Below are 25,773 nucleotides of genomic sequence, written 5' to 3' on the forward strand. Positions count from 1 at the left end.
CCTTGCGAAGTGAAGGCCTCAAGAGTCTTCGCCAATTGATCCGGTACACCGCGGAAAGACCACTCCGCAGTCACGATCACCGTCTTGATCGTCGGATCTGACGCGACATGGTCGATGATCAGATCCATACCCTGGATGGATCTGACGGGAAGTTCCCTGATGTAGTACACGACATTCTTATCGGGTAGCGCCTCGGCCAAACCCAGGAACAATTGCTCGGCATGGCTATCGCCGACGGCGGCGACATCGATGTGAGTCCCCGGCTTGGACTGCCGGCAGCGAGTGATCCCTTCCCAGTCGTAGGCAATATCTCGTAGTGCCTGATCCGAGCATGGGTAGTAGGTATCGCGCAGGTACGCGTAGAAGTCCGTCCACTCGATGTCTCCCGGATGCGCAACAGGTACGGCGCCGGACTCATATCGCGGCTTCCAGTAATCATTGGCGCCGACATGCAAGCCCGCTGCAAGCAGGAGGGATGGGCAGAGCACAGCGGCGATGAGCGCGGTAGTGCGGCTACGCGACAGTGGGCGCAGTCGTCGAAACGGTTGTTCAAGCCATCGATAGGACGCGACCGCGGGGAGGACGGACAGGGTTGTTGCCAGGGGAACTGCATACGCTACTTCCGGCCACAGGTGATCGGCGAAGACTCGAAAAGGCCAGTGCCACAAGTAGATCGAGTAGGACCAATCTCCAATCTTGACTACGGCGGGCAGTGCAAGAGCGCGACTTACTATCGGCGTCCGGTGGGTGCCAGCGGCGATCAGCAGAAGTGTCCCGACGACGGGAAGCAATGTCCATGGCCCGGGAAAGGGCGTGTGGCCGTTGATAAGCGACGCAGAAGCGACGAGAAGCACCGCGCCGAACCAGGCGAGGTACTGGGCATGCCTGTCAGATTGCAAAGCATGTTTCGCGGTGAAGTAGGCAAGAAGGGCGCCCACTCCGAACTCCCACGCGCGGGAAACAGGGCCGTAGAAACCCACAAGAAACTTCGCCGACGATGAACCAAGTGCATCGGGTCCCGCCATGGCCAACGAGAAAGATATGAGGGCCGCCACACTGACAAGGACTATCGTCCATGGTATCTCTCGCCGTCCGCGTTGGGTGAGCACCCAACCGAGCAGCAGGATGGCAGGAAATGCAAGGTAGAACTGCTCTTCTACGGACAATGACCATGTGTGCAGCAGCGGGTTGAGTTCAGCCGCTGCATCGAAATAGCCGCCCGTGTTCTGAGCGATCGCAAAGTTCGCAACCAAGAGCATCGCCCCCAGGCCCGTCTGGGCGGTGACCTCCTGGATGACAAACGGGGACAGGAGGCAAAACGCCAGCACCACCGTCACGGCAACCATCAGCGATAGAGCCGGTGTCAGGCGTTTGAACCGCCTGAGGTAGAAACGGCCGAACCGGAAACGCCCGGTTGCTTGATGCTCTCGGTCGATCATCCCGGTGATCACGAAGCCGGAAATGACGAAGAAGACGTCAACACCGACGAATCCACCTGGCACCGCGAACCCGCCGTGATAGGCCACGACCAAGAGGACCGCTACAGCACGAAGCCCCTGGATGTCGAACCGGCGGTTATCGCCGGGAGGATGGCCCTCGGCCCGAGATACACCTTCGACGGCAATCACGCCGAGCCAGACTAGTGCAAGAAAGAGCCGCTAAGACAACTTCCCGCCCAGGCGCGACTGTTGACGGAAGACGAGAGCGTCGTTGCAGAGTTAATGATTTGGGCTCCCATCGAGGTGCTAGCGGATACGCTGGGCCCACTACTGACAAACGGCGCGGCCGGCGGGGGTGCTCGGTGTACCGAGGCGACCCAGTGACGGCTCCGAACGCCGCTTCAGGTGACGTAATCGAAAAGGATGCAAATGCTGAAGGCGATGAAAAGATTCGTGCCGCAGTCCGCGGTCGACGCTTCCTATACGCTGAAGTATGGCATGTCGCGCCTGCCGGTTTATCAGGAATACCGCGCCGCAGTGGAGGGAAAAAGCGGTATAGAAATCGGCGGGCCGAGTACGTTGTTCAAGACGGTGCTACCTCTCTATCAAGCGGTGCAGATGTTGGATGGGGTCAATTTCGCAACCGACACTATCTGGGAAGGAAGCATCGCCGCCGGCAACACTTTCAAGTACTATCACACGAAGGCCGGTCATCAATTCATCACCGATGCAACGGATTTGAGCGAGATCGAAGCCGAACGATACGATTTCCTGCTTTCGTCGAATTGTTTGGAGCACGTCGCGAATCCGCTGAAAGCACTTCTAGAGTGGAAAAGAGTGATCAAACAGCGGGGGGTGATTATCCTCGTCCTTCCGAACAAAGACAGTAACTTCGACCATCGGCGTCCCGTCACGAAGTTCGAGCACTTGTTGGACGACTACCGACGGAATACGCAGGAGGATGATCTCACTCACTTGGATGAGATCTTGGCGCTGCACGACCTAGCCATGGACCCACCCGCCGGTGACTTGGAGCAGTTCAGAAGCAGAAGCTTGAAAAATTTTCAGAACCGCACCTTGCACCACCATATCTTCGACCCGCAACTGATTGAACAGATGCTGCACTTCGCTGGATTTCAAACGCGCGATATCACAACCACTCGCACCGACTTTTTCTCGCTTGCCACGAAAGATCCTGCAACCACCTAAATCAACGCACGCCGTTCGGGCTAGACTAGCCCCCTTTTCGGTTGCGGGCTACGCGCAGGGACGCCGATCGTCGGGGGCTAATTAAGTGCTCGAGTCAACCGGCGCCAGTAGGTGCTCGTCAGCTTGATGTCGCCGTTCGGCTACGTCGATGTCCCGCTTGCTGTTGAATGAGACCCTATGCTTCGTTCGGTCGCGGGCCGTGGTGATGCCCGCTTCATCCGCCGTGTGATCCATGTTGGTTCCGGCCTGTGCAACCTCTGCGGGAACCGCGTCCGCTTCAAGAGCATCACGCGCATGCTGGGCAGGACGTTGGCTGGGTACGGCTGTCCATACTCTTTAGACGACTTCGAGACCCTGAATCACCGCCGCTACCTGTGCCCGGTTTGTGGCGCCGCCGACCGAGATCGCCTCTACAGGTTGTATTTCGACCGCTTCATGCCAGCCGCGGAAGTTCAGCGGGTACTCGAATTTGCGCCCTCTGCTCCGCTTTCGGAGTATCTGCGCAACCGTGCCGATTTCGAGCACCGAACCGCCGATCTAATGATGGACGGCGTCGACGACGTCGTCGATATCACTGATATGCCCCTTTATGCAGACGCCTCCTTCGACTTCTTCATTTGTTCTCACGTACTTGAACATGTGTCTGACGACTCGCGCGCGATGAGCGAGCTCCATCGGATTCTCGCTCCCGGTGGACGCGGCATTGTTATGACGCCGATGGCACCCGAGGGCAGCTTCGACGAGGATCCCGAGGTGACCGATGAAGGGGAGCGCTGGCGGCGCTTCGGTCAGGGCGACCACGTCCGGTTATACGACCGTTCCACGCTGTGTGCGCGCCTGCGCAGCAACAAGTTCGAGGTTGCGGTTCTCGATGCACAGACTTTCGGTGCGGAGACCTTCCAAAAACATGGCATCGAGCCGAGTTCGGTGCTTTACGTCGTTCGCAAACCGCCGCAGAGCCGGGCAGGCGTCAACAGCGTCGGCACGATGTAGTGGTCAATACCTCCGAGCTGCAACGAAACTAGTCGGCGGCGCCGGCTACACCCCGTTATCGTGACTCAAGGCCGCGTGCACCGAGGGTTGCAGCTGTCCCAGGTTTGCGTCTCAATCGCGCAGTGTAGGCATCCATATATGCTTTCCAACCTGAGATTTCTGCCGAAACCCGTTGTTTGAACCTTCCTCGGGGCGTTTGGGTCCACAGGTGCCGTAGTGCAAGTCCAGCTAGACGAGGGTGCTCTGCTATAGCGTGGGAGAGGGCGGACTCACCGACCGAACCGGGTGCTTTGGCCATTTCGGAAAAGACCCAATTGGCCCCCGACCCAACCGCGTCTTCGAGCACCGGATCGCCCACGACGAGGTCGAGCATCGCATCGTACATCGCGGCCACTCCCGGGCCGCGTGTCAACCAAAATTTCGTGGGATCTGCATAACCAGAGTGCCAGAGCCCCTGCGCATGGCGTCGATAGACCGCCATCGTATCCGGCAACATGGCTATGTCGCCCTTCGCGGCGTGACGCACATGCAGGTACCAATCGAGCGGCATGACGCCATGCGAGATGCCGTCATAACTCTCATCGCGTCGATACATCACCGAATTGGTTTGAATGAAATTGCGTTTGATCAAAGTTTTTAGGTTTACGTCGTGGCGCCATGAAATCGGCGGAAATTCTGAATCGGTCCGGCCATCGGGAGTCATCACCTTTACGGGGTGGAAGCACACTGCCACCTCTGAGTGCGCATCCAGAAAAGCTATTTGCTTGCTCAACTTCTCGGGATCGACCCAGTAGTCGTCTCCCTCGCACAGCGCGACATATTCGCCGGTTGCGATCGTGAAGGCATCAAGCATGTTCGCCTGCGCTCCAAGGTTTTGAGCCCGCAGAATCGGTCGTAACAGTAGGGGGTGCCGATTCGCGTATTCTCGGATGATCGTCTGAGTGCCGTCAGTCGAAGCGTCGTCGGCCACGATGAATTCGACTGGAAAATCGGTCTTCTGGGCGACGAAACCGTCGAGCGCTTCACGGATGTAGGCCTCGTGGTTGTAAGTAGTCGATATGACGCTGACTTTCGGTCGGTTGACGACCTGCTCATCGGCCACGATCGGCTACCTTCCTCGATTAAGGCATCGCTCTCAACGAAACCGTCCCCGACGATCTCGTCGCTCTTGACTTCGGTCGAGCTACTGCGTCGGATGCGGGTGTCCGACCGTTCGAAGGCAACATTAGTCGGGGGAGATGCTCGGTCCGCGCTTTGATGCCGTGCCGGTGCATAGACCCGCGCCGCACTCGTCGCGGAGACGTGGCGCGCGCAGTTGAGTACAGGCGTAGCGAACGCACAGACGCCGTGTCCGGTGTGCCCCGCCGATCTACGCCACGACGCCCGTATCGTGACTTGAACTGTTATCCCGCCGGGTACGATGCCGGTCGTGTCCGAGAGCGGGATGTTTGTTGCGAACTCCGAGGTAATCGCGTGAAAAATATCTTGGTCACGGGCGTCGGAGGCGGCGTGGGCCAAAGTGTGCTCAAAGCGCTGGCGCAGACCTCCTACGGCGTAATCGCTACGGATTCTGAAGCCCTCGCTGCTGGTCTGCATGCGGCGCCCAAGGCGTACCTGGGCCGATACGCGTCCGACGATCGCTTCATTGATCGCATGGTTGAGATCTGCCTTGCTGAGCAGTGCGGATTGATCTTCGTCGGCCACGACGTCGAGCTGCTACCCCTGTCGGAGAACATCTCCAGGTTCGAATCGCATGGCATTGTTCCGGTTGTCAGTTCACCCGAGATCATTCGGCTATGCGATGACAAGCTCGAGACAAGTACATTTCTCAGGTCATTAGGGCTCCCGACGCCGCAGACCTCACGGCTGAGCGATGTCGAGAGATTCGAGCAACCTGTGGTGCTCAAGCCGCAGCGCGGCGGTGCACGCTCACGCAGCACTTTCGTCGCAAAGACGGAGAAAGAGTTCAATCTGTTTCGGCAGCTTGTCGATTCAGATAACTGCATCGTGCAGGAGTACATCGACGGTGACGAATACACGTGTGGCAGCTTGACTCTCGATGGCAAATACCATGGGGCGATCATCATGCGGCGTATTTTGCGCGACGGCGACACTTATAAGGCATTCGTGGAGCACAGTCCCGACTTGGAGGAGACGGTTCGCACGATCGTCGAAGCGCTGAAGCCGTTCGGCGCCTGCAACGTGCAGCTTCGTGTCAGAGACGGTCAGGCATACGTCTTTGAAATCAATGCGCGCTGTTCAGGTACTACGGCCGCCCGAGCGCTCGCCGGCTTCAATGAGCCGAAGATGATCGCGGATTACATCCTTAACCGCGTTACACCAACGTTCTCGATCAACGAAGTGACCATCCTGCGCTATTGGCAGGAGTTAGTGGTGCCCAATAACGATGTACAAGGACTGGGAGAGACCGGGTTCTTGCACGGTGACGGCAAGCGGCTATGAACGATGCCGTTGCCAACCGGACTGGTCTTGTATTAGTGACCGGTGCGGCTGGATTCATCGGCAGGCATGTGGTCCGCACCCTTGCGGAGGATGGGTACCGGGTGGCCGCGCTGCAGCATCAAACACCGGTGCCGACTGATGTCGGAAGGCTGTGTGCGCGCGTCATCTCGGGAGACATCGGTGACCCAACAGTGCGTGACGACGCTCTCGATCAGGTTGAACTTGTATGCCACCTGTCTGCATACATTCCCCGGCGTTTGCAAGACCTCGGTGAGGCGGATCGGTGCCATCAGGTCAATGCCTTAGCCTCAATGGAACTTGCGCGGGAGGCAGCTGAGCGCGGCGTCCGACGGTTCGTCTACCTGTCGGGGGCCAACATTTATGTGGATCTGTATCGTCCGTGTACCGAGTCCGATTCCGCGTATCCATCGCAATACGCAACCGCATACCTGACAAGCAAGCTCGCCGGAGAAATATACGTCTCGAACGTTGCACAACAATCGGGAATGAAAGTTGTAATCTTGCGCGTTGCAACACCTTACGGTCCCGACGAGCCGGCTGAGAAGGTGATTCCGACGTTTCTGCGGCTAGCGGCAGCGGGCAAGCCGATACGTATCGGGAACGGTGGTGACGCTCGATACAGCTATGTCCACATCGCGGATGTGGCAAACGGTGTGCGAATGGCTGTCGGTTCTGGAGGCGGAGGAATCTACAACATCGCGGCGGGGGAGCACACCAGTGTCCTCGAATTGGCGCAACAAATTATCGCCATGTCCGGCGAGGAGCAAACGCTACTTCAGCTCGAGCCGTCACAGACGGGGGCATTTCGTGGATTTGCGCCGGTTTCAATTGAAAAATCGCGCCGGACATGGCATTACTCCCCCCGCCCGCTCAATGTGGGACTGCGCGAGTACCGCGATTACCTACTTCAGCGAGGTGAGATCTGATGCGAGTCGCCGTCTTCAGTGACGTGCACGGCAACTTGATTGCGCTGCAACAATTCGTCCAGGCCACTGCCGAGTACGCAGATGCGTATCTGTGCTTGGGTGATGTGGTCAACTACGGCCCATGGAGTGACGACTGTGTTGATCTCATTTCGACGCTGCCAGGGATACGAGTCGTTGAAGGCAACCACGAGCGGCTTTTTCGTGGCGACGAACCCGTTCATCAGGAAATCCCCCTGGTGCAGGACTTCTACCGGCATTGCAGACCGTTGTTCACCCGCGAGGAGTTCCTCACCACTCTGCTGGATTACGTCGATCTCGGTATCTACCGATGCACACACACCATCGGTGACATGAGGATCTACCCCGACACTGCGATTGAAGTCGACCGTCATTACATGGTGGGGCACACGCATCATCAATATCGGATCGAGCGCAGCGGTTTTACGATTGTGAACCCCGGCAGCATCGGTCAGAACCGCAAATGGATTGATGCTGCGGACTTCATGATCCTCGATACCGCCACCGGTGAACTCGAGTTTCACTCGATTCCTTACGACGTGGACCGCCTCTTGGCGGAGTTTTCCAGGCGCGGTTTCCCCCAGCAGTGCATCCAGTACTACGCGAAGAAGGAGCGCAAGTTCGGGTAGCTGCTCTTAACTTGTCCGCACGACACCCGCGATGACTCGGTCAACATCGTTCCCAGCCATATAGTCATGTATCGGCAGCGAGACTATGCGTGAGCAGACGTCTTCTGTCACAGGCAAATCGGCCGACGCACTAAGTTCGTTGTTCGCCAAGAAGTACGGGTGGCGGTGAAGTGGCGGATTGTAGTAATTGCGGGCCTGAATCTTGTCGGCGTGCAGGCTAGTAAGCACTGCTGCCCGGTGGTCGGCCGACGCGCAGCACGCGGTCCCGCAGCACAGCGAGGAAGTTTCGGCATTGGTTTGGAAGCGGAGGCCTGCGCCGGTTAGTTCAGCACGGTAACGTTCGAAGACGTCGCGTCGGCTGGCGAGGCGATCGTCGAGTCCAACGAGCTGGCGCAGGCCAATTGCGGCATTGATCTCTTGCAATTTGGCATTCATTCCGAGCCGAGTGCTTTCACGCAAGTCGTTGAAGCCGAAGTTCTGGAAGTGGTACGCCTGCTCGACCAGCGCGGCGTCGCGAGAGACCAATGCGCCACCTTCGCCCACAGCGAATGGTTTTGTGGCATGCAATGAGAAGATCTCGCAGGCGGCGCGCCCACCTACGCGACTGCCATCGGCATACATTGAGCCGAATCCAGCCGCTGAGTCGAGCACGATTGGTAGTTCCCATTCCGCCGCTAGGTCTTCCCACGCGTCGATCTGGGGGTTGCCCACGCCGAATGCATTGGCAAGGAGGATGCCGGCGACCCCATCGCGCGAGTGTTCCAATACGGCACGCGCAGAGGCGATCTCGGGTTGAAGCGAGTCGGGGTCAATATCGACGAACCATGGACGGTAGCCCACCCATAGTGCGGCCTGGGCAACAGCGATGAAGGTGAACGACGGCATAAGTAGATAGCGGTCACGCGTACCCGGGCCGACATTGACGTGCAAGGCCGCGATGAGCGCCAAAGTGCCGTTTGCGAAGGTGGCGGCGTGCAAGTTCGACCCGAGATACTCGGCCAAGGCGCGGGCGAACTGCTGTTCCTTCGGACCGAAGTTCGTATACCAGTTATTACTGACGATCTCTTCGAAGTCCTCGGCGAGCTGTGCCGATCCAGGGAAGCTCGGTCGGATGTAGGGAATTTCAGCGGGCATTAAGCCACCAATCTAGGACAGCGCGAGGGCCTTGTGCCAACAACGGCGGTTCGGGAACCTGCGGCCGATGCTGCTGGAGCCACCAACGCCGAGGTATTCAATGCGCCACAAATCACCTTCGTATCGGCGTCGGCGGGCCCGCCCTCTATCGTAAGGTCGGGTCTCTGGCCTCAGCGAGGGCTCCGCGTCTGAGGCCACGATTCTCCGATCAGCAACGTAACGGGTGAAGTGAGGTCACCTTGAAGCAATTCGACAGGTTGCGCGTCGAATCCGACCGTTACCGCAGATACCTCGCTGCGGTGCCCTATCGCTGGAGGGGGAACGCCTTACGCTTCGTAAGCCAGACTCACCAGGAACTGCCACCCGAGCCGCCGCCCGGACGTCGCACGCTGGTGCTCTTTGCGCACTTCGATCCGCAACGGATGATCGACCCGTACGTCACGTACTACCTCAATGCCCTGCACGGCCTGGGGGCAACGATCGTGCTCGTCTCGGGTTCGCCGAAGCTCAGAGCGGAGTCGGTAAATCCCATTCGTTCGCTTTGCGCTGGGATCTATACCCGCCGCACCCTCGCGATGGATTTCGGGTCCTGGCACCTCGCTTATGCGCTTCTGCAACGGCGCGGTTGGTCGCTCGACCAGTTCGACCGCCTGGTCCTAGCCAACGACAGTGTGTTCGGCCCGCTGTTTCCGCTAGAGGAAATGTGGAGTTCATTCCACGGCGCCGATATGTACGGCGCCATCGAAAGCGAGGAGTTCGGCCTACACCTCCAGTCATTCTTCCTCGCGTGGGACCTCAATGAGCGAACCCGCCCGTTCCTCAACGACTTCTGGGACGGCTTTCAATACATCGTCGACAAGGTGAATCTGGTCCGTGAATACGAAATCGGGCTATCGGAACGCGCTCGTGCGGCGGGGCTGCGCATCCAACCGTTCGTCTCGGCCGCGAGCATCAAAGCGACTTATGCTCAGACCCGGTCACATGAGTGGGCGAGCAAGTTCTCCGGGGATCCCTTCAACAACACACTGTTCTTCTGGGATGGCCTCATTACGCATCACCGGTTCCCCTTTCTCAAGACAATTCTGCCGCGCCACAATCAGCCGTGGCACGAGTCGATGGTGTACCTACGCGAGTTCATCGGGCAGCACACCAGCTACCCGTACGAGCTCATCGAACGCAACCTGATGAGGCTTGGCTGCGGAGCGTCCTCATGGGTCAGACCAGTGACCGCGCGCTCCTGACGATTGGCCAGAAACCTGTGTCCGCGTTGGACTCACCCTTTTGGGCAAGACCTGACGCCATTGTCGGGCATGTGCGAACTCATCCACAGGTGCTCGCGCTAACGTCTTGAGACGCGCCTTCCGGTGAGGTCCGTATGCCGCGCTCTTCGCTGTCGTGGCTAACCAAGTCAGCCACCAACGAACACCGGCGAGGAAGCGGATTGCGCTGGGCGAGGCAGGATCTACCATCAGCCACGTGAGAATCCGCAGCTGATCCAGCCAATTCTGCCCGGCCTTCACTATCCGCATCGATTCGGTGGTTACCGTGTGAGTCCGCACAGACAACTCTTGGGGGACGAAGAAGACCGCCGACCGGACCATGAGGCGGTACCAGAAGTCCAAATCAACGAGCTGGAAAATATCGGTGCGAAAGCCCCCGGCGTCGAGTGCGAGCTGACGCCGGAACATCACACAGGTGGGTTCTCCGATCCAGTTGCCCGCCCCAGCACGCACTATCATCTGAGCGGCCAACCACCGCCCGCTGTTGTGATCGCGCAGCCTCAAGAAATGTTTGTGAGCGGCCCCAACCCGCCGTCGCCATGGCAGTCCCTCGTCTTGGACCACCTGCCGAGGCGCGAAAGCCATTCCCACACTTGGATCGTTGAAGCATGGCACGAGCGTGCGCAGCGCACCCGGAAGCAGCCAGTCATCGCCGTGCACGAACTGAATGAGGTCGCCACGTGCCAATTCCAGGCACTTGTTGTGATTGCCGTTCAGACCGAGCCGTTGGGTGTTGCGAAATAGGCGGTCGGAGGGTCGAAGGATCGATGTGACGATTGCTGCGCAGTCATCCGATGAGTTGTCATCGACGACCACGATTTCGAAGTCGACACCGTCCTGATCGAGGATGCTGCGTAGGCAGCGTTCGATAGTCGCACTGTTGTTGTACATCGGTACGCACACCGAAACCCGCGGCTGCCGTTCGATTCGGTTGAGGCTCAACGGTGTGACGCTCCCTAATCTGCGTAGCCCGGTTCTCGACGCCGTCATGTGCGGTACCGCAATAATTCAGCATTTTTCGGTCTCTCACACGAACCGCCGTCAGCATAGCCGCGGGGCGAACAGCCAACGGCCCTTGGGCGCGATCGCCGGTGTGCGAAGAGAATGAGATCTGGTGCCTTTTCGTACGGGCGTGCCGGTCCGAAACCCAACAAGACTGCGTCCATCGTGTGGTCCAGGCGTGCTGGCACGGGTGAGCGGCACTAGCCGCGCCGACGTGACACCTGGCCGCTGGGCCGTTCGACCTGACACACCGTGTTCGGTGTAATGACTGTTCAGGACACATCTTTGGGCGATTTCTCAGTTCGGCCGCGAGATTCGTTGCGGCATAGTAGCGTCCCCAGTGATGTGGACGATAGTGATCATTACCGGGCTCGGCATGGCGATTGATCCCGTGCGGATCGCGCTGGCCATCGTCATCATGTCCCAGCGGCGGGCGTTCCGGAACCTCATGGCGTTCTGGCTCGGCGGCATCGCGATGGGGTTGGCGATTGGACTCTCCGCTTTCGTCCTGATGCGCGAGATGACGTTGGGGGCTTTGCATTTTGTCGGCGATGCCTTCACCTATATCCGGACCACAACCGTCATCTTCATGGGTGGGCGCCTTCATATCGCCATTGGATTATTCGCCCTGTTGATGCTGGTCCTGATGACAAAACGTGCACGGGCGACGGCGCGGCTGAGCGCGGGTGGCAGCCATACGGTCACGTTGGTGGAGGAGCGTCCATCCAATTTCTTTCAGCGGATGGGCGCCCGGACCCAGGAGATTTTGAGCGGCGATCGCCTCTGGCCAGCATTCTTCGTCGGCCTGTCCTCGTCATTTCCGCCCTACGAAGGCTGGGTGATAGTGACGGTCATCCTTGCCTCGGGTGCCGCCGTGACAACTCAGTTCAGCGCGTTGATGGTGTTCATGCTGCTGGTGCTTGCGGTCATCGAAATTCCGCTGGTCTGCTATCTCGCGGTGCCGGGCAAGACTTATGTGGTGATGCAGCGGATCCAAGACTGGCTGCGCACGTACCGGCTGCAGATCACTCAAACCATCGTGGGCTTCACCGGCGTCATCTTGATCTGTCAGGGTATAGCTCGTCTCTGATCGCTCCCTAGGTTACAGCGGGGAGTGCTCGAGCCCACAGTCTATGAACGTCAACGACATTGAACGGTCTACGGCCCGCCCGCGGGTCTCGGTGTGCGTGCCGATGTACAACAACAGCGCCACGATCGACCGTTGTTTACGCAGCATCCTCGATCAGCAGGGCGTGGAGTTCGAGATATTGGTGGTCGATGACGATTCGACCGACGACTGTGTCGCCATCGCTTCGGCGTTGCTTCGGCCTGGGGACCGACTTGTCCGCAATAAGCCTCGCTTGGGTCTGAACGACAACCACAACAAATGCCTGGAACTGGCGCACGGCGATCTCATTCAGTTCGTGCATGGTGACGACTGGTTGCTGCTCGGCGCCCTGCAGACTTTGGTTCCCTACTTCGACGACGCCGCCGTTGGCATGGCGTTCGCGCCCCGCCGGATCGAGGGCGACGACCGGCTCTGGACGGAAAGATACGGCAACGTCCACACCCGCTTCCGCAATCTCCGCGCCCATAATCGCGGGTCGTCCCTGGTGCAGCAGATGTTGCTACGCGGTGGAAAGGAGAACTGGATCGGAGAACCGACCTGCGTCATGTTCCGGCGGGAATTGGCGTTGGCAGCAGGGGGCTTCCGCACCGACATCTACCAGCTCGTCGACGTCGACTTCTGGTCGCGCTTGATGTTGCGATCCGTCGTTTGCTTTGTGCCGGACCAACTTTCCGTGCGCAGCCACACCACCGCCACCGAAACGACGCGGGTCATGGCCGCTCGGCGCAATCTGCTCGATCAGCACCGCATCCTCACCTGGACGATCGTGGATCCGGCCGCCCCGGTGGGCATCCGGCTCACTGCTGCCGTGTGGTGGTTACCCGCATGGCTGTCCATGCTGATCGAGGTGGCAATCCTGGGGCCGCAAAGGTGGAGGCACGCGAAGGCAATGGTCGCCGCGTTGTTCGGCGAGTTCCGCCGCGCCCGTCAGTTTCGCGCCAGCATCGGTCTGCGTGAACCCGCATCGACAGCGAGTGGCACCAGCTAGGGAAAGGGATAAGTGTTCCGCACGGCTACGGCAGACGACGATACGTCTGCTTTGAGAATCGGATTACTTGTTCAATTCGGGCTGCTGTCGTTCGTGAGCTCGATTGCTGTCACGACCGCCCAATCATCACAAGGCCTGGTTATCGGCACCGTCTATGCCGCGCTGCTGACCGGTCTTGCCTATTGGATGTTGCGCAAGCCGGCCAAGCTGTCGTTCCTCGGTGGTGGTTTACCCGTAGTCGTAGCGATTGTCGTGCTGCTGGTGCTGCTAGCTGCGAGCAATGAGCGGCACTACCTTGCGGTGCGCAATGCACCGCACTTCGCCACTTCGGCTTCCGCGCTCGAAGTTCCCGCGTGGCTCCTCCTCCACGGCCATGAACCGTACCGTGACCACCTGGCCGACGGTGCGCCGATTAGCCCTGGGCCCGGTTGGTTTATGTTGTTGTCGCCCTTCACGCTTACGCATCTGACCGCCATCCTGGGAGCAGTTTCACTGGGTGTGGTCGTACTTCTTCTTCGCAGAGATGACCGATACGCGGCGAGTGTCTTCTTAGTCTTGATGTTTCTCCAGCCCAGCTTCCAGGCGCAGACCACCAACGGTCAGGACTTGTTCGTAGTCTCGATCGCATTGGCTTGCCTCGCGCTTGCCGCTGAAGGACTTGACGATTCGTCACGGAAGGCCGTTTTTTTGGGAGTGTTGGCGGGATTCGTGGCGACAGCCCGGGTTCCCATCGTGTTGATGACGACCATCCTCGGCTATGGCGTATTTCGCAAGGACCGCCGCACGGGCTGCTACTTCACGCTGTCGATGTTTCTGACTTGTGGCATGCTCCATGGGATCTTTGCTCTATGGTCTCATCGCGCGGGCCACATGTATCAACCGATGCACGTGTTCGGCCGTGCCACCAACGGTGCAGGCTTCAGTGCGCGCGTAGCTGTCTTGATCTTGTTGATGTGCAGCCTTGGGTGGATTGCGCTACGTATGAAACCAATGGCCTCGCACTGGATGCTTGGCATGTACCTGGCTATGTTCTCGCTGTTCACACCGGAAGCGATCAAAGAGTTTGTGCTGTCGCCGCGTTGGGATTGGGAAGCTAGCATCTACATAACTTTTCCGCTGCCGCTTCTCATCGGGGCTCTAGTGCTGATCTACGCGCGAGCCCGATCGAGTCAAACTGCAGCGGTTGCAGCAGCGGCGGCTAGTTGACTTCACGTCGCACATCGATCAGCAGTCGATCTCTGCACTCAACCCGAACTCGCTGAAGGTTTGAAATACCAACTCCCGCAACTCTTCTGTTGAATTCGATCGGCCCGGCTGGTAGGCGGTCACGGTGACGAAAACCGTTCCCGGGGTCCGTCCTGAAGCTATGAAAAGCTGACCACCAATGGCTTCCAGAGTGCGCTGACTGATGCCGGGTTCGATCAGTCGTCCGTAGGTGTAGTCGGCAACGGTGCCGTCCGGACGCGTCACCGCCCGGTCTAGCAGTCCGAGATTGGAGCATCCGATCGGCAGGGCAGCTGAGCCCAACCCGACGCCGACCAGCCGCCGCGCTGCCCACTTCGGTGTGATGGCTGCCAGCGGTAGTGGAGCCAACAATTCGTTGGCCTGGGCCGCTCGCGCGGTGAGCGCCTCCCTGAGCTTGTCGCGAATCTCGCCGAGGTCCGACGCCGCAGGCGTGGGGTCGACGCTTAGCGACGCGAATGTCAGTGCGTTTCCCCGGGTATCGTCTGCTACTCGCTCGCCTATCGGGAACGCCAGAGTCACCGAGCCATCCGGTAGGCGGCGTCCCATTCGGACACCGAGCCTGGCTGCGAAAGCGGCGAAGAGTGTGTTACTCGTACCCCCGAGTCGCATTGCGCAGGAGTCCCAATCCGCTACGTCGACATGAGCCGCCAACGTGGGCACCACGACTTGCTCGCCTTCGCGTGCGGACTGAGGGGAGGGAGGGGCTCCCGCGGCCGATGCGGCGAAGTCTTGGCGGTCTCGCCGGGCCAACCGCAGCCCAGCCTTCGCCGCTCTCGCCATCTCCGGGATCGACGCCAGGGTTTGCCATCCGTCCTCGACCAGGGCTCGCCCGAGCCTGCGCGACCCAGGTGGGGGATAGTCCAGCTCGCGGATTAGGCCCTCGACCGCATCAGTGATGACCTCGCAGACACCCAGGCCGTCGACGAGTGTGTGTGATGCAACCAAGCTGACCGCGGCGCCAGAATCCTGCAGCGGCAGGACGCCAAGGTGCCAACCGGGTCCGAGCTCCGGATCGATTGGCTTGCATGCGCGTTCGTACGCCCAGTCGTTCAGCGCGGCACGTGGCCGCGGGGCTGGCGCTATGTCGACGTCGGCCGGCCCGCGCGAGGTCACCCAGCGATCCCGGGCGAAGGGCAACGGGGACCGTTCTATCCGTCGGCCCAATAGACCGAAGCCAAGGTTTTCGTGAAAGCGGTGCAGCCCGTCGACATTTATCGGACGGTTGTATATCCAGACAACTTGCACCAAAGTTCCGTAGCCGAGCGTCCGCAATCCGAGAAACGACACCTGGTCTATGTGTGCGAGTCGGTTATCCACGGTATGGCAATTATCCAGAAACTTTGCCGCGGTCGGACGTGGTCTGCGGATTTCGGATCTTGCGATGAAGCAGACTGCGCAAAGGTAATCTGTTGTCCGTGGTTGAATCCTCCCTTCCCAATGTCGTGCGCGAGCGTGCGAGTTTGCAGCCCAACGACATTGCGCTGACCTACATCGACTACGACCACTCGTGGGACGGTGTCGAGCACACCCTGACCTGGGCGCAGCTCTATCGCCGGATGCTCAATCTCGCCGCCTTGATGAGCGAACACGGCACGACGGGTGACCGGGCCTTGATCTTGGCCCCGCAGAGCCTGGACTACATCGTGGGTTTCCTTGCGTCATTGCACGCCGGGATCACCGCGGTGCCGCTGTCGGTTCCGGGAGGCGGCGCGCATGACGAACGCACGTCTTCGGTGCTGGCCGACACGGCTCCCGCCCTGGTCCTGACGGCATCCGGGGTCGTCGACAATGTGGCCGAGTACGTGCGAGCGCAGCCCGGTGACCATAAGACTCAAATCGTCGAGCTCGACCGGTTGGAGCTCGACGGTCGGCCCGGTGCCGCCTCCCGCGCGAAGTACGAACAGCCGGACACCATCTACCTGCAGTACACCTCGGGTTCCACGCGCACCCCGGCCGGGGTCATGGTTTCGAACAAGAACCTGATGGCCAATTTCGAACAGATCATGACCGCCTACTACGGCGTCTACGGCAAGCTGGCCCCGCCCGGGTCGACCGTGGTGTCGTGGCTGCCGTTCTACCACGACATGGGCTTCATTCTCGGGCTGATCATGCCCATTCTCACCGGTATGCCGGCCAAGCTGACCAGCCCGATCGGCTTCCTGCAGCGGCCGGCCCGGTGGATGCAACTGTTGGCCACCAACACCCTGGCATTCACGGCCGCTCCTAACTTCGCCTTCGACCTCGCGTCGCGCAAGACCAAAGACGAAGATCTGGAAGGTCTCGATCTCAGTGGGATCCACAACATCCTCAACGGGAGCGAGCGCGTACAACCGGTCACGCTGAAGCGTTTCATCGACCGTTTCGCTCCCTTCGGCCTCGACCCGCAGGTGATCCGCCCGTCCTACGGGATGGCCGAAACCACCGTCTTCGTCGCCACCCGGCAAGCCGGCCAGCCACCCAAGATCGTCAACTTCGACGCCAGCAAGCTGCCGGACGGCAAAGCAGAACGGTCCGACACCGAAAACGACGGCAGCACACCGCTTGTCAGCTACGGGATCGTCGACACTCAGCTGGTCCGCATCGTCGACCCGGACACCGGGACGGAGTGCCCAGAGGGCACCGTCGGCGAAATCTGGGTGCACGGTGGCAACGTCGCCTCCGGCTATTGGCAGAAGCCCGAAACCACGGCGGCGACATTTGGGGCCGCTATCGTCAACCCCTCCGAGGGCACCCCGGAAAGTCCATGGCTGCGAACGGGAGATTCCGGATTCTATTCCGAGGGTGAGCTTTTCATCCTGGGACGCATCAAGGACCTGCTGATCGTGTACGGGCGCAACCACTCTCCCGACGACATCGAGGCCACCATCCAGCAGATCAGTCCCGGTCGGTGCGTGGCGATCGCGGTTCCGCAGGACGGCGTCGAGAAACTGGTCGCCATCATCGAACTCAAGAAGAAGGACGAGTCGGCGCAGGAAGCAGCCGAACGCTACGGCGTCGTGAAACGTGAAGTGACATCGGCGATTTCGAAGGGGCACGGGCTGAGCGCATCCGATCTCGTGCTGGTGTCCCAGGGTTCGATACCGATCACCACGAGCGGCAAACCGCGTCGCGCACATTGCGTCGAGCTGTATCGACGGGACCAGTTCGCCCGCTTGGACGCCTAGCCTGGGGTCGGCCGGCGGGAGAGGTCAGCTGGCGGCCATCGCGCGGTCGGCCAGCGCCGCCATCGCCGGGGCCAACAACCGGGAGTATTCGAGCGTCAGGTGACCAGCGTCGACATACACCAAGGTGTTGCCGACGATGACCGGGCAGCGGGTCTTCGTGCAGAACAGCGCGTCGAGTTCGGCGTATTGTCCGCCACCGGCTTTCACGGCGGCCGCTTCGGCTTCGATGCCGGGTCGATTGAACGCCGTCGACATGGGTGGCGAGCAAGCGGTGGCATCGTCGAGGTGCTCGGACAGGCAGCCCGGAACCGCGGCATTCAAATGGGGGAGCGGCCCGAGCACCAGCACCTTGGCGCCGGTCCCGCGCAACTGCTGCACCAGACGTCTGAGGCCGTCGTTCCACGCCGCATCGTACGACGAGAAACCGGACAGGAAACCGTTGCTGTGGGTGGCGGTGTAGCCGCGAAACACGCTGACCAAGACCAGTTTCGGGTGCTCGGCGCGGAGCCGGTCCATGACCTGGCCGCGCCACTGCTCGCAGTGCTGCAGGTATTCGACGATGGGGGCCACCCAGCGGTTGGCGATCGGCAGATCCATCATCGGGCAGGCGGCCTTGGCCATGGTTTCGATACGCCAGGGCCGCTGCGTGCCGATCTGCTGGAAGGCCGGAATCCACATCGACGCGTGCGAGTCGCCCACCACCGCTACCGTCGTCTTCGAGGACTTGTCGCCCATGGCGCATTCGGGCTGGCCGGCCTGGATGGGCAGGCGCAGGCAGCCGTCGAACATCATCGCGCCGAGTTCGCCGGCCGCGTCGGCAATTGACGGGTCGAGGTTCGACGGTACCGCCTTCAGCTCGGCAGATGCCGCTACCGCCGCTTGCACCTGCGCGAACACGTTCTGCACCGCGGCGTCGTAGGCCGCTGTGTCGTCACCCGTCGGCACCGGCGGGGGTTTGATGGTCACCGCCGGAGCCGCCGCGCCGTGTGCGACCGCGACGGGCATCGGTATCGACGACACCCACATCAGCAACGCCACTCCCACACAGGCCGCGAGCGACGTGGCGAAACCGCCAACCGCAAGGCTTTTCAGCGGAGACCGGGCTAGCGGCGTGGCATAACGCAACGGGTTCTCGATGAAACGCAGGGTGAGCACACCCAGTCCACCGGAGACAACGACCGCCGCGACGAATTTGCCGAACAACCCCAGCGGATGTCCCACCACGATCGGGGCAAACACCAACACCGGCCAGTGCCACAGATACCAGGAATACGACAGCCGTCCGATGGCCCGCATCGGTGACCATCCCAGGACGCGTCCGGCGCCTTGGGACGGTGTCGAGCAGCCCGCCCCGAGCAGCAGCGCCGTACCCAGCACGGGCAGCAGTGCGGCGGTACCCGGATACGGTATGTCGGAGGTGAAATCGACGCAGGCCCACAGGACCATGCCCATGCCGATCCAGCCGATGAGCACCGCCGCCCGCGCCGGCAGCCGACTCCAGTATTCGGCCGTGAGAGCCACCAGCGCGCCGAGAGCCAACTGCCAGGCCCTGGTGAACAGCGAGAAGTACGCCGCGAGCGGCATCACGTAGGTGACCAGCAGCGACAGCATGAACGAAATCACCGCGATCAACGTCACAAGCACCAGGTACGGCGTCTTCGACGGAGGCTTCGAGGACGGTGCGCCGGTCTTGGCCCGCCGATGCAGCCGCCGGACGAGCCACGCCGTGCCTACGATCAGCGGCGGCCACAACAGGTAGAACTGTTCCTCGACGCCCAACGTCCAGTAGTGCTGGAACGGCGACGGTGCGCCGCCGGCGAAATAGTCGACTTGTTGGACGATGAACCAGAAGTTGGGGACGTAGAGCGCGCAAGCAATGGCGTCCTTCAACGCGCTTTGAGCCTGCACCACGGGCAGCAATAACGCCGCAGCGATCGCGGTGACGACGCCGACCGTCGCCGATACCGGCAGCAGTCGGCGCGACCGAGCTCCATAGAACTTGCGCAGTCCGACGGTCCCGGTGGTGCTCACCTGCTTCCAGAGCTGTCCGGTGATGACGAAGCCCGAGATCTCGAAGAAGATGTCCGGTCCGACGAAGCCGCCGCTGACACCGGGCATGGAAATATGCCAGCCGACGATGGCCAACAGCGTGAAGCCGCGTAACCCTTCGATGTCGTCGCGGAATTGTGCCTTTTTCGGCGGCGGTCCTACCACCGCTTCGAGCGGACTGGCGCTGTCGGACGGGCTAGCGCTGTCGGACGGGGTGAGGCTGTCGGACTGGCGCATGGTCACCCACTATAAAGACGGGAGGGCGAATGCTGCCGTGTAACGGGCATTTTCGTCACGACTACGACACCGCGGTGTGTGCCCGCATCACGTGGTCACCGACGTGTCGGGTTTGGACGTCCCCGAGTCGACGGCGCGGTGGCCGTTGCCGTTCGAATCACGTTCCAGCAGTTCGTATCCCAACCCGAACAACGGTAGGGAGTCGGTGAGAAGGTGATCGACCGGCACTTTCCCGCTGCCTCTGCTCCTGGTCTTGCGCTTGGATCTCGACGCGCATTTCGCCAGGTCATAGGCGGGCATGGTGCTCAGGCCGAACAGTGGCAGCGCGTGGCCGGGCAGTACGTCGATGGTGCTGACGGCGGGCTTCGCCGGTGCTTTGCGGACCGGCTTAATCGGCGGCGGGACCGACGCTCCCGGCGCTTTGCCGGTGATGAAATGCCTCGCCCTGTTGAGCCACAGTTGTGCTTGCGCGGATCGCTTGTCCTGCTTGCCCTTTCCGGCGTTCTTCTGGCCCAGCTTGGATGGCCACCAGTTCTTCTGTCCGAGCATCGCGGCGACGGCGGGCACCGTGATAGTGCGTACCAGGAACGTGTCGATCAAAATTCCGATGCCGATGGTGAAACCAGCCTGAGCCATGGTGGTGATGCTGGCGGCTATCAAACCAAACATCGAAGCGGCGAAAATCAGGCCCGCCGAGGTGATGACGCCACCGGTGGAGCCCACCGTGCGGATGACACCGACCCGCACGCCGTGCGGTGACTCGTCTCGGATCCGGGAGATGAGCAGCATGTTGTAGTCGGCACCCACGGCGACCAATAAGATGAACGACAAACCGGGCAGGCTCCAGTGAATCCCTTGTCCGAGAATCCAATTGAACACGATGACGGCCAGACCCAAGGCCGACAAGAAGGAAATCAGCACCGATGCGATGAGATACAACGGGGCGACAATCGCTCGCAACAGAATAACCAGGATCAAGAAGACGATGACGATGGTTGCGATGACGATATATCTGATGTCGTCGTTGTAGAAGTCGCGAGTGTCCCGCAGCCCGCTCGGGACGCCAACCAATTCCACCGTCGCGTCGGCCAATTCGGTGTTCGGTTGCGTCGACCGGGCAGCTGCCAGGATCTTGTTGACTTGATCCATGCCCTCTTTGCTGGAGGCACCCAGCGCACTTTGTACGAAGTAGCGCGCCGCGTGTCCGTCGGGCGACAGGAAGAACTGCGCACCTTTCTTGTACTCCTCGCGGGTCATGATTTGAGGGGGAATGTTGAAGCCGGCCATGCTGGGTCGCTCCGCGTCACGCTTCATCCCAAGCAGGAAGTCCGAAGCTTCGTTGAGGCCACCGCCCATCTTTCTGACCTGATCCACCAGCGCCTGGACACCGTCGGCAACGGCGGCACTGCCGTCGGCGAGGGCACCGGCACCCGTCTGCAGCTGTGACAAGGTGCTGGGGAGACCGTCGACCTGCTTGAGGAACGCGACGATCTGCTTCAGTTGGTCGTCGAGTTGGCCGACCGTCTGGGCCAGGTTCTGGTATCCCTCGGTCTGCTGCAAGGTGACGGCCATCCTGCCCATCGCCCGCAAGAGTCCGCTGTTGTTGGCTTCGACCATCGCCGACAACTGCGAACGTGAGCGCACGCAGGCGGGGTCGGCGTTGCAGCTCGGGCTGGCATTGAGCGAGGCGACCATGGGGGTGGCCCACACGGCGATGTTTTCGCCGTCCGTGACAGTTCCGCTGAGATCGTTCCCGAGTGCCCGCATGCGTCCGACGTACTGCGACGCATTGTCCAGCTCTTGGATCGTCTTGTTCCCGCCCATCAGCTTCAGCATGTTCTGCAGCATGCTGACCATCCCGGCGGAGCTAGCGACCGCCCCGTTGACCTGCGATCGCACTCCGGCCAGAGCTTCGGCCAGCTGCCTGGAACCCCCGACGAGATGGTCCAGGTCGCCGCCGTGTTCGGTGATCGCGGTGGAGGCTTCGTTGAGTTTGCCGCCGACCTCGCCGGCCTGCCACGAGACCTTGGTCTCTTTGAGGGGCTCGCCGTTAGGTCGGGTTAAGCCGCGCACCATCACGATGTCGGGTAAGTCGGTGATGCGACGCGACATCATCTCCAGGTCGCCCAACGCTGCTGGGGTGCGCAGGTCCCGCGGCGAGTGGACGAACAGCATCATCGGCGTCATTGAGTTCATTGGGAAATGCCGATTCAAGGCGTTGAGCCCTCGCACACTTTCCATGTCCTGGGGCATTGTTTTTAGGTCGTCGTAGTTGAACTGGATCATGGCAGCGCTGCTGGCCAGAATGGCGAGCACGATCAGGCTGGCGACCAGGTGAATCTTGGGGCGGCGCACGATGCGTGTTCCGGAGATCCGCCAAAAGCGGGTGGTGAGATCGCGTCGGGGCTTGATCCAGCCGCGACGTCCGGTGAGTACCAGGATTGCGGGCAGGAACGTCGTCGCGGTCAGCAGCGACACGATGATGGAGACGGTGATCGCCGGACCGACCGCGGAGAACACTTCCAGCTTTGTGAACACCATCGCCAGGAAGGTCACCGCCACGGTCGCCGCCGAGGCGGCAATAACCTTGCCGATCGACATCAACGCCTTCTTGACCGCCCGGTCGGAGGTCTCGCCGTGCCGTACGTAGTCGTGGTATCTGCTGATCAAAAACACGGCATAGTCGGTGCCGGCGCCGATCATGACTGCGCTCATGAACACGATGCATTGCATGTTCACGGTCAGGCCCAGTTCGGCCAACACCGACAAGACGCCCTGTGCGCCACCAATAGAAATGCCGATAGTGGCCAGCGGCATCAGCATGGTGACCAGGTTGCGATAGACCAAGATCAGGATGACCAGGACACTGATGATCGTGCCCATCTCGATGATGTGCACGTCGTCTTCGCCGAGTTTTTGCACGTCGGCGGCGGTGGCTACCGAGCCACTGAGGTTGGCCGTCAGTGTGGTTCCCGCGACCGTCTTGTTGACGATCGCTCGGATGTTCGTCAGTGCCGCTTGAGTCTCGGGTGCTGCTTCTGCGCCCGGCAGATTGATCGGTAGATTCCAGGCCTTCTTGTCCTTGCTTTCCAGCAGCTGGCGCAATTCCGGTGTACCCATGAAGTCTTGCACTGACATCTTGTCCTGCGTGTCCTGGCGCAGGTTGTCCAGCAGCTTGTGGTAAGTGGCTTCGTCAGCAGCTGTGAGTCCGCTTTCGTTCGTCAAGATGACCAGCAGCATCGACCCGGCTGGCTTGGCGTCGCTTGTTTTGGCTTCTCCGCTGAAGGCCCGTTCCATCTCGGCTTGAGCGATCATCGTCGGCGCGTTGTCGGGTAGCGGTTTCTGTTCGTGCTTGGCCGCCTGGACCTGAAGCGGGGGGAAGGTCAGAGCCAGGAATGCGACGACCGCGATCCAACCGGCGATGGCCAGCCACGGCCACTTGACCACGAAGTCGCCGACGCGGTCGAAGATGCCACCAACTTTTGCTTCGTCATGCGATCGCGCCTGCCCAGCCACCCAATAAAGGTACAAGGACTGCGCTGACGAAGTGGGGGAATGGAAATTTCCTTATTAACCGAGGGACGCCGGTCGCGGGACCCCGCACATTATCCATAGCGTGGAAAAAGCACAGGTCAAGGCGGTTTACTGATTCCGATGAAGCTCGTCTCGGCGCGGAATCGGGGCGCGCGGTCGGTAGCTCGGCGAAGGCAAAGTTGGACGGGCGTGCTGATCTGGTCGTCATCGAGGTTGGCCTTTTCGGCACGCCGCGTGGGCCGGTCATGCGACACTCTTCCCCGTGGCTTTGAGATACCGCCTGCAATCCAATCCCTTGGTCGGCAAGATCACCACCAAGTACCTGCTGCCGCTGGGTACCCGCCAGGTCGGCGACGACGTGGTGTTCTTCAACTTCGGTTACGAAGAGGACCCGCCGATGGCCTTGCCGTTGGACCCGTCCGACGAGCCGAACCGGTATTGCATACAGCTCTATCACCAGACGGCAAGCCAGGTGGATCTCACCGGTAAGAAGGTGCTGGAGGTCAGTTGCGGCGCAGGTGGAGGCGCTTCGTACATCACGCGCAACCTGGGCCCGGCGTCCTACACGGGTCTCGATCTGAACCCGGCCAGCATCGAGAAGTGCCGCGAGCGGCACCAACTTCCGGGACTGGATTTCGTGCAGGGCGACGCCCAGAATCTGCCGTTCCCCGACGAGTCCTTCGACGCGGTGGTCAATGTCGAGGCGTCACACCAGTACCCGGACTTCCCGGGCTTCCTCGCCCAGGTGGCCCGCGTGCTGCGACCGGGCGGCCACTTCCTGTACACCGACTCCCGGCGTAATCCCGTTGTGGCCGAATGGGAAGCCGCACTTGCCGACATCCCGCTGCGCAAGACAGCCCAGCGTGACATCCAGGAAGAGGCCAAGCGCGGGCTGGACGCCAATACCCGGCGCACGCAGGAGATCATCGGTCGGCGTGCTCCGGCATTCCTGACCGGGCTGACCCGCTACGCCGTCAACGTCTTGGACCGAGACCTCAAGCGCGGCGGCGGATTCACCTACCGGATCTATCTGTTCGTCAAGGACTGAAGCTTCACCGCTCATGAAATTTGTCGTGGCCAGTTACGGCACGCGCGGCGATATCGAGCCGTGTGCCGCCGTCGGGCAGGAGTTGCAGCGCCGCGGGCACGACGTGTGTCTTGCCGTGCCGCCCAACCTGATTGGCTTCGTCGAATCGGTCGGCCTCGAAGCTGTGGCCTACGGGACCCGTGACTCGCAGCTGCAACTGGACGAACAGTTCCTGCACAACGGTTGGAAGATCCGGAATCCGGTCAAGCTGGCGCGGGAGGCCATGGCGCCGGTGACCGAGGGCTGGCTGGAGCTCAGCACCATGCTGACACCGGTGGCCGCCGGCGCCGATCTGATCCTGACCGGACAGATCTACCAGGAGGTGGTGGCCAATGTGGCCGAGCACTACGACGTCCCGCTGGCCGCGCTGCACTTCTACCCGATGCGGGCCAACGGCCAGCTCGCCTTCCCCGCCCGCCTACCTGGACCGGTGGTCCGCTCGACGATCCACACCACCGACTGGCTGTACTGGCGGATGACGAAGGGGGTCGAGGACGCCCAGCGTCGCGAACTCGGCCTGCCGAAGGCGTCGATTCCGGCGCCCACCCGTATGGCCGACCGCTCCGCCCTGGAAATCCAAGCCTACGACCAGGTTTGCTTCCCGGGCCTCGCCGCGGAGTGGGGCGGTCGTCGGCCGTTCGTGGGTGCGTTGACGATGGGTTTGCCGACGGCTGCCGACGACGAGGTGATGTCGTGGATCGCTGCCGGCACGCCGCCGGTCTACTTCGGTTTCGGCAGCATGCCGGTGGGCCCGCTCGCCGACCGGGTCGACATGATCGCCGCGGCGTGCTCGCAGTTGGGCGAGCGGGCGTTGATCTGCTCCGGTCCGAGCGCCTCGACGCAGATTCCGCACTTCGACCACGTCAAGGTGGTCCGCGCGGTCAGCCACGCGGCGGTCTTTCCCGCCTGCCGCGCCGTCGTGCATCACGGCGGCGCCGGCACGACGGCCGCGGGGCTTCGTGCCGGGGTCCCCAGCCTGATCCTGTGGATCACCTCCGATCAGCCGTTCTGGGCGGCCCAGGTGAAGCAGTTGAAAGTCGGTCGGGGACGGCGGTTTTCCAGCAGCACCGCCGCCACCCTGGTGGCCGACCTCGAGGCGATCCTGGCGCCAGATTATGTCGGGCGAGCCCGCACGATTGCCGCGCAGATGACCAAACCGGCCGAAAGCATTGCCGCCACGGCGGATCTGTTGGAAGAAGCCGCCCGCAGTGGGCGCCGAGGATAGG

18 protein-coding genes and 1 pseudogene are annotated in these 25,773 nt (G+C 61.1%); 12 read left to right on the plus strand and 7 right to left on the minus strand.

Going from position 1 to position 25,773, the window contains the following annotated elements; translation table 11 throughout:
• Positions 1-1,628, minus strand: a 1,628-nt coding sequence (locus tag AC5Y47_RS11455; RefSeq protein ID WP_499944099.1) for an acyltransferase family protein, incomplete at its 3' end; no start/stop codon positions are given.
• Positions 1,629-1,868: 240 nt separating this feature from the next.
• Between AC5Y47_RS11455 and AC5Y47_RS11460 the strand changes: the two genes are divergently transcribed.
• Positions 1,869-2,648, plus strand: a complete 780-nt coding sequence (locus AC5Y47_RS11460; protein ID WP_499944100.1) for a class I SAM-dependent methyltransferase — start codon at positions 1,869-1,871, stop codon at positions 2,646-2,648.
• Positions 2,649-2,825: 177 nt separating this feature from the next.
• Complete coding sequence (locus tag AC5Y47_RS11465; protein ID WP_499944101.1) at positions 2,826-3,641, plus strand: methyltransferase domain-containing protein; 816 nt, start codon at positions 2,826-2,828, stop codon at positions 3,639-3,641.
• A 55-nt stretch (positions 3,642-3,696) separates the two neighbouring features.
• Here AC5Y47_RS11465 and AC5Y47_RS11470 read toward each other — a convergent pair whose 3' ends face one another.
• Complete coding sequence (locus tag AC5Y47_RS11470; RefSeq protein ID WP_499944102.1) at positions 3,697-4,743, minus strand: glycosyltransferase; 1,047 nt, start codon at positions 4,741-4,743, stop codon at positions 3,697-3,699.
• Between the two features lie 371 nt (positions 4,744-5,114).
• On the opposite strand from AC5Y47_RS11470, the gene AC5Y47_RS11475 reads away from it, so the two are divergent.
• The 3 genes from AC5Y47_RS11475 to AC5Y47_RS11485 are packed head-to-tail and all read left to right on the plus strand — an operon-like array spanning position 5,115 to position 7,698.
• Entirely contained in the window at positions 5,115-6,104 is a 990-nt protein-coding gene (locus AC5Y47_RS11475) for an ATP-grasp domain-containing protein (RefSeq protein WP_499944103.1), read from the plus strand.
• Entirely contained in the window at positions 6,101-7,051 is a 951-nt protein-coding gene (locus AC5Y47_RS11480) for an NAD-dependent epimerase/dehydratase family protein (RefSeq protein ID WP_499944104.1), read from the plus strand. The genes AC5Y47_RS11475 and AC5Y47_RS11480 overlap by 4 nt, the downstream gene beginning before the upstream one ends.
• Positions 7,051-7,698: a metallophosphoesterase family protein gene (locus AC5Y47_RS11485; protein ID WP_499944105.1), complete on the plus strand. Its 648-nt coding sequence runs from the start codon at positions 7,051-7,053 to the stop codon at positions 7,696-7,698. The genes AC5Y47_RS11480 and AC5Y47_RS11485 overlap by 1 nt, the downstream gene beginning before the upstream one ends.
• A gap of 6 nt (positions 7,699-7,704) precedes the next feature.
• On the opposite strand, the gene AC5Y47_RS11490 is transcribed toward AC5Y47_RS11485, so the two are convergent.
• Entirely contained in the window at positions 7,705-8,832 is a 1,128-nt protein-coding gene (locus AC5Y47_RS11490) for a DegT/DnrJ/EryC1/StrS family aminotransferase (RefSeq protein ID WP_499944106.1), read from the minus strand.
• Positions 8,833-9,071: 239 nt separating this feature from the next.
• Between AC5Y47_RS11490 and AC5Y47_RS11495 the strand changes: the two genes are divergently transcribed.
• Entirely contained in the window at positions 9,072-10,073 is a 1,002-nt protein-coding gene (locus tag AC5Y47_RS11495; protein WP_499944107.1) for a rhamnan synthesis F family protein, read from the plus strand.
• Here AC5Y47_RS11495 and AC5Y47_RS11500 read toward each other — a convergent pair.
• Positions 10,041-11,054 carry a glycosyltransferase family 2 protein gene (locus AC5Y47_RS11500; RefSeq protein ID WP_499944108.1) on the minus strand — a complete coding sequence of 338 codons (1,014 nt, stop codon included), beginning with the start codon at positions 11,052-11,054 and terminating at the stop codon, positions 10,041-10,043. The genes AC5Y47_RS11495 and AC5Y47_RS11500 overlap by 33 nt on opposite strands.
• 403 nt (positions 11,055-11,457) lie before the next feature.
• Between AC5Y47_RS11500 and AC5Y47_RS11505 the strand changes: the two genes are divergently transcribed.
• Genes AC5Y47_RS11505 through AC5Y47_RS11515 form a run of 3 tightly spaced genes read left to right on the plus strand, consistent with a single transcriptional unit; the run spans position 11,458 to position 14,437 of the window.
• Positions 11,458-12,204 (plus strand): GAP family protein, encoded by a 747-nt coding sequence (locus AC5Y47_RS11505; RefSeq protein WP_499944109.1) that lies wholly within the window; start codon positions 11,458-11,460, stop codon positions 12,202-12,204.
• Between the two features lie 43 nt (positions 12,205-12,247).
• Positions 12,248-13,231 carry a glycosyltransferase gene (locus AC5Y47_RS11510; protein WP_499944110.1) on the plus strand — a complete coding sequence of 328 codons (984 nt, stop codon included), beginning with the start codon at positions 12,248-12,250 and terminating at the stop codon, positions 13,229-13,231.
• Between the two features lie 12 nt (positions 13,232-13,243).
• Positions 13,244-14,437: a hypothetical protein gene (locus AC5Y47_RS11515; RefSeq protein WP_499944111.1), complete on the plus strand. Its 1,194-nt coding sequence runs from the start codon at positions 13,244-13,246 to the stop codon at positions 14,435-14,437.
• A gap of 18 nt (positions 14,438-14,455) precedes the next feature.
• Here the strand turns inward: AC5Y47_RS11515 and AC5Y47_RS11520 are convergent, their stop codons facing one another.
• Positions 14,456-14,995: a hypothetical protein gene (locus AC5Y47_RS11520; RefSeq protein ID WP_499944112.1), complete on the minus strand. Its 540-nt coding sequence runs from the start codon at positions 14,993-14,995 to the stop codon at positions 14,456-14,458.
• Between the two features lie 890 nt (positions 14,996-15,885).
• On the opposite strand from AC5Y47_RS11520, the gene AC5Y47_RS11525 reads away from it, so the two are divergent.
• On the plus strand, positions 15,886-17,640 hold the full coding sequence (locus AC5Y47_RS11525; RefSeq protein WP_499944113.1) for an AMP-binding protein: 1,755 nt from the start codon (positions 15,886-15,888) through the stop codon (positions 17,638-17,640).
• Positions 17,641-17,664: 24 nt separating this feature from the next.
• Here AC5Y47_RS11525 and AC5Y47_RS11530 read toward each other — a convergent pair whose 3' ends face one another.
• Together AC5Y47_RS11530 and AC5Y47_RS11535 are read right to left on the minus strand one after the other, a co-directional pair.
• Positions 17,665-19,926, minus strand: a complete 2,262-nt coding sequence (locus AC5Y47_RS11530; RefSeq protein ID WP_499944114.1) for an acyltransferase family protein — start codon at positions 19,924-19,926, stop codon at positions 17,665-17,667.
• An 87-nt stretch (positions 19,927-20,013) separates the two neighbouring features.
• Positions 20,014-23,457 carry an MMPL/RND family transporter gene (locus tag AC5Y47_RS11535; RefSeq protein ID WP_499944115.1) on the minus strand — a complete coding sequence of 1,148 codons (3,444 nt, stop codon included), beginning with the start codon at positions 23,455-23,457 and terminating at the stop codon, positions 20,014-20,016.
• Between the two features lie 192 nt (positions 23,458-23,649).
• Between AC5Y47_RS11535 and AC5Y47_RS11540 the strand changes: the two are divergent.
• Both AC5Y47_RS11540 and AC5Y47_RS11545 read left to right on the plus strand, forming a co-directional pair.
• Positions 23,650-24,508: pseudogene (locus AC5Y47_RS11540) on the plus strand (phthiotriol/phenolphthiotriol dimycocerosates methyltransferase).
• 13 nt (positions 24,509-24,521) lie between these two features.
• The gene (locus AC5Y47_RS11545) at positions 24,522-25,772 is read left to right on the plus strand and encodes a glycosyltransferase (protein WP_499944117.1); all 1,251 of its coding nucleotides are present in this window, start codon (positions 24,522-24,524) and stop codon (positions 25,770-25,772) included.
• The last annotated feature ends 1 nt before the right edge of the window (position 25,773 follow it).

This window comes from Mycobacterium sp. NGS22, assembly GCF_059813095.1.

What these genes read in the sequence shown, in the direction of transcription:
- AC5Y47_RS11480 (WP_499944104.1), top strand. Translation starts at nt 6,101, where the DNA reads ATGAACGATGCCGTTGCCAACCGGACTGGTCTTGTATTAGTGACCGGT.
- AC5Y47_RS11485 (WP_499944105.1), top strand. Translation starts at nt 7,051, where the DNA reads ATGCGAGTCGCCGTCTTCAGTGACGTGCACGGCAACTTGATTGCGCTG.
- AC5Y47_RS11545 (WP_499944117.1), top strand. Translation starts at nt 24,522, where the DNA reads ATGAAATTTGTCGTGGCCAGTTACGGCACGCGCGGCGATATCGAGCCG.
- AC5Y47_RS11465 (WP_499944101.1), top strand. Translation starts at nt 2,826, where the DNA reads ATGCTTCGTTCGGTCGCGGGCCGTGGTGATGCCCGCTTCATCCGCCGT.
- AC5Y47_RS11460 (WP_499944100.1), top strand. Translation starts at nt 1,869, where the DNA reads ATGCTGAAGGCGATGAAAAGATTCGTGCCGCAGTCCGCGGTCGACGCT.
- AC5Y47_RS11490 (WP_499944106.1), bottom strand. Translation starts at nt 8,832, where the DNA reads ATGCCCGCTGAAATTCCCTACATCCGACCGAGCTTCCCTGGATCGGCA.
- AC5Y47_RS11530 (WP_499944114.1), bottom strand. Translation starts at nt 19,926, where the DNA reads ATGCGCCAGTCCGACAGCCTCACCCCGTCCGACAGCGCTAGCCCGTCC.
- AC5Y47_RS11510 (WP_499944110.1), top strand. Translation starts at nt 12,248, where the DNA reads ATGAACGTCAACGACATTGAACGGTCTACGGCCCGCCCGCGGGTCTCG.
- AC5Y47_RS11505 (WP_499944109.1), top strand. Translation starts at nt 11,458, where the DNA reads ATGTGGACGATAGTGATCATTACCGGGCTCGGCATGGCGATTGATCCC.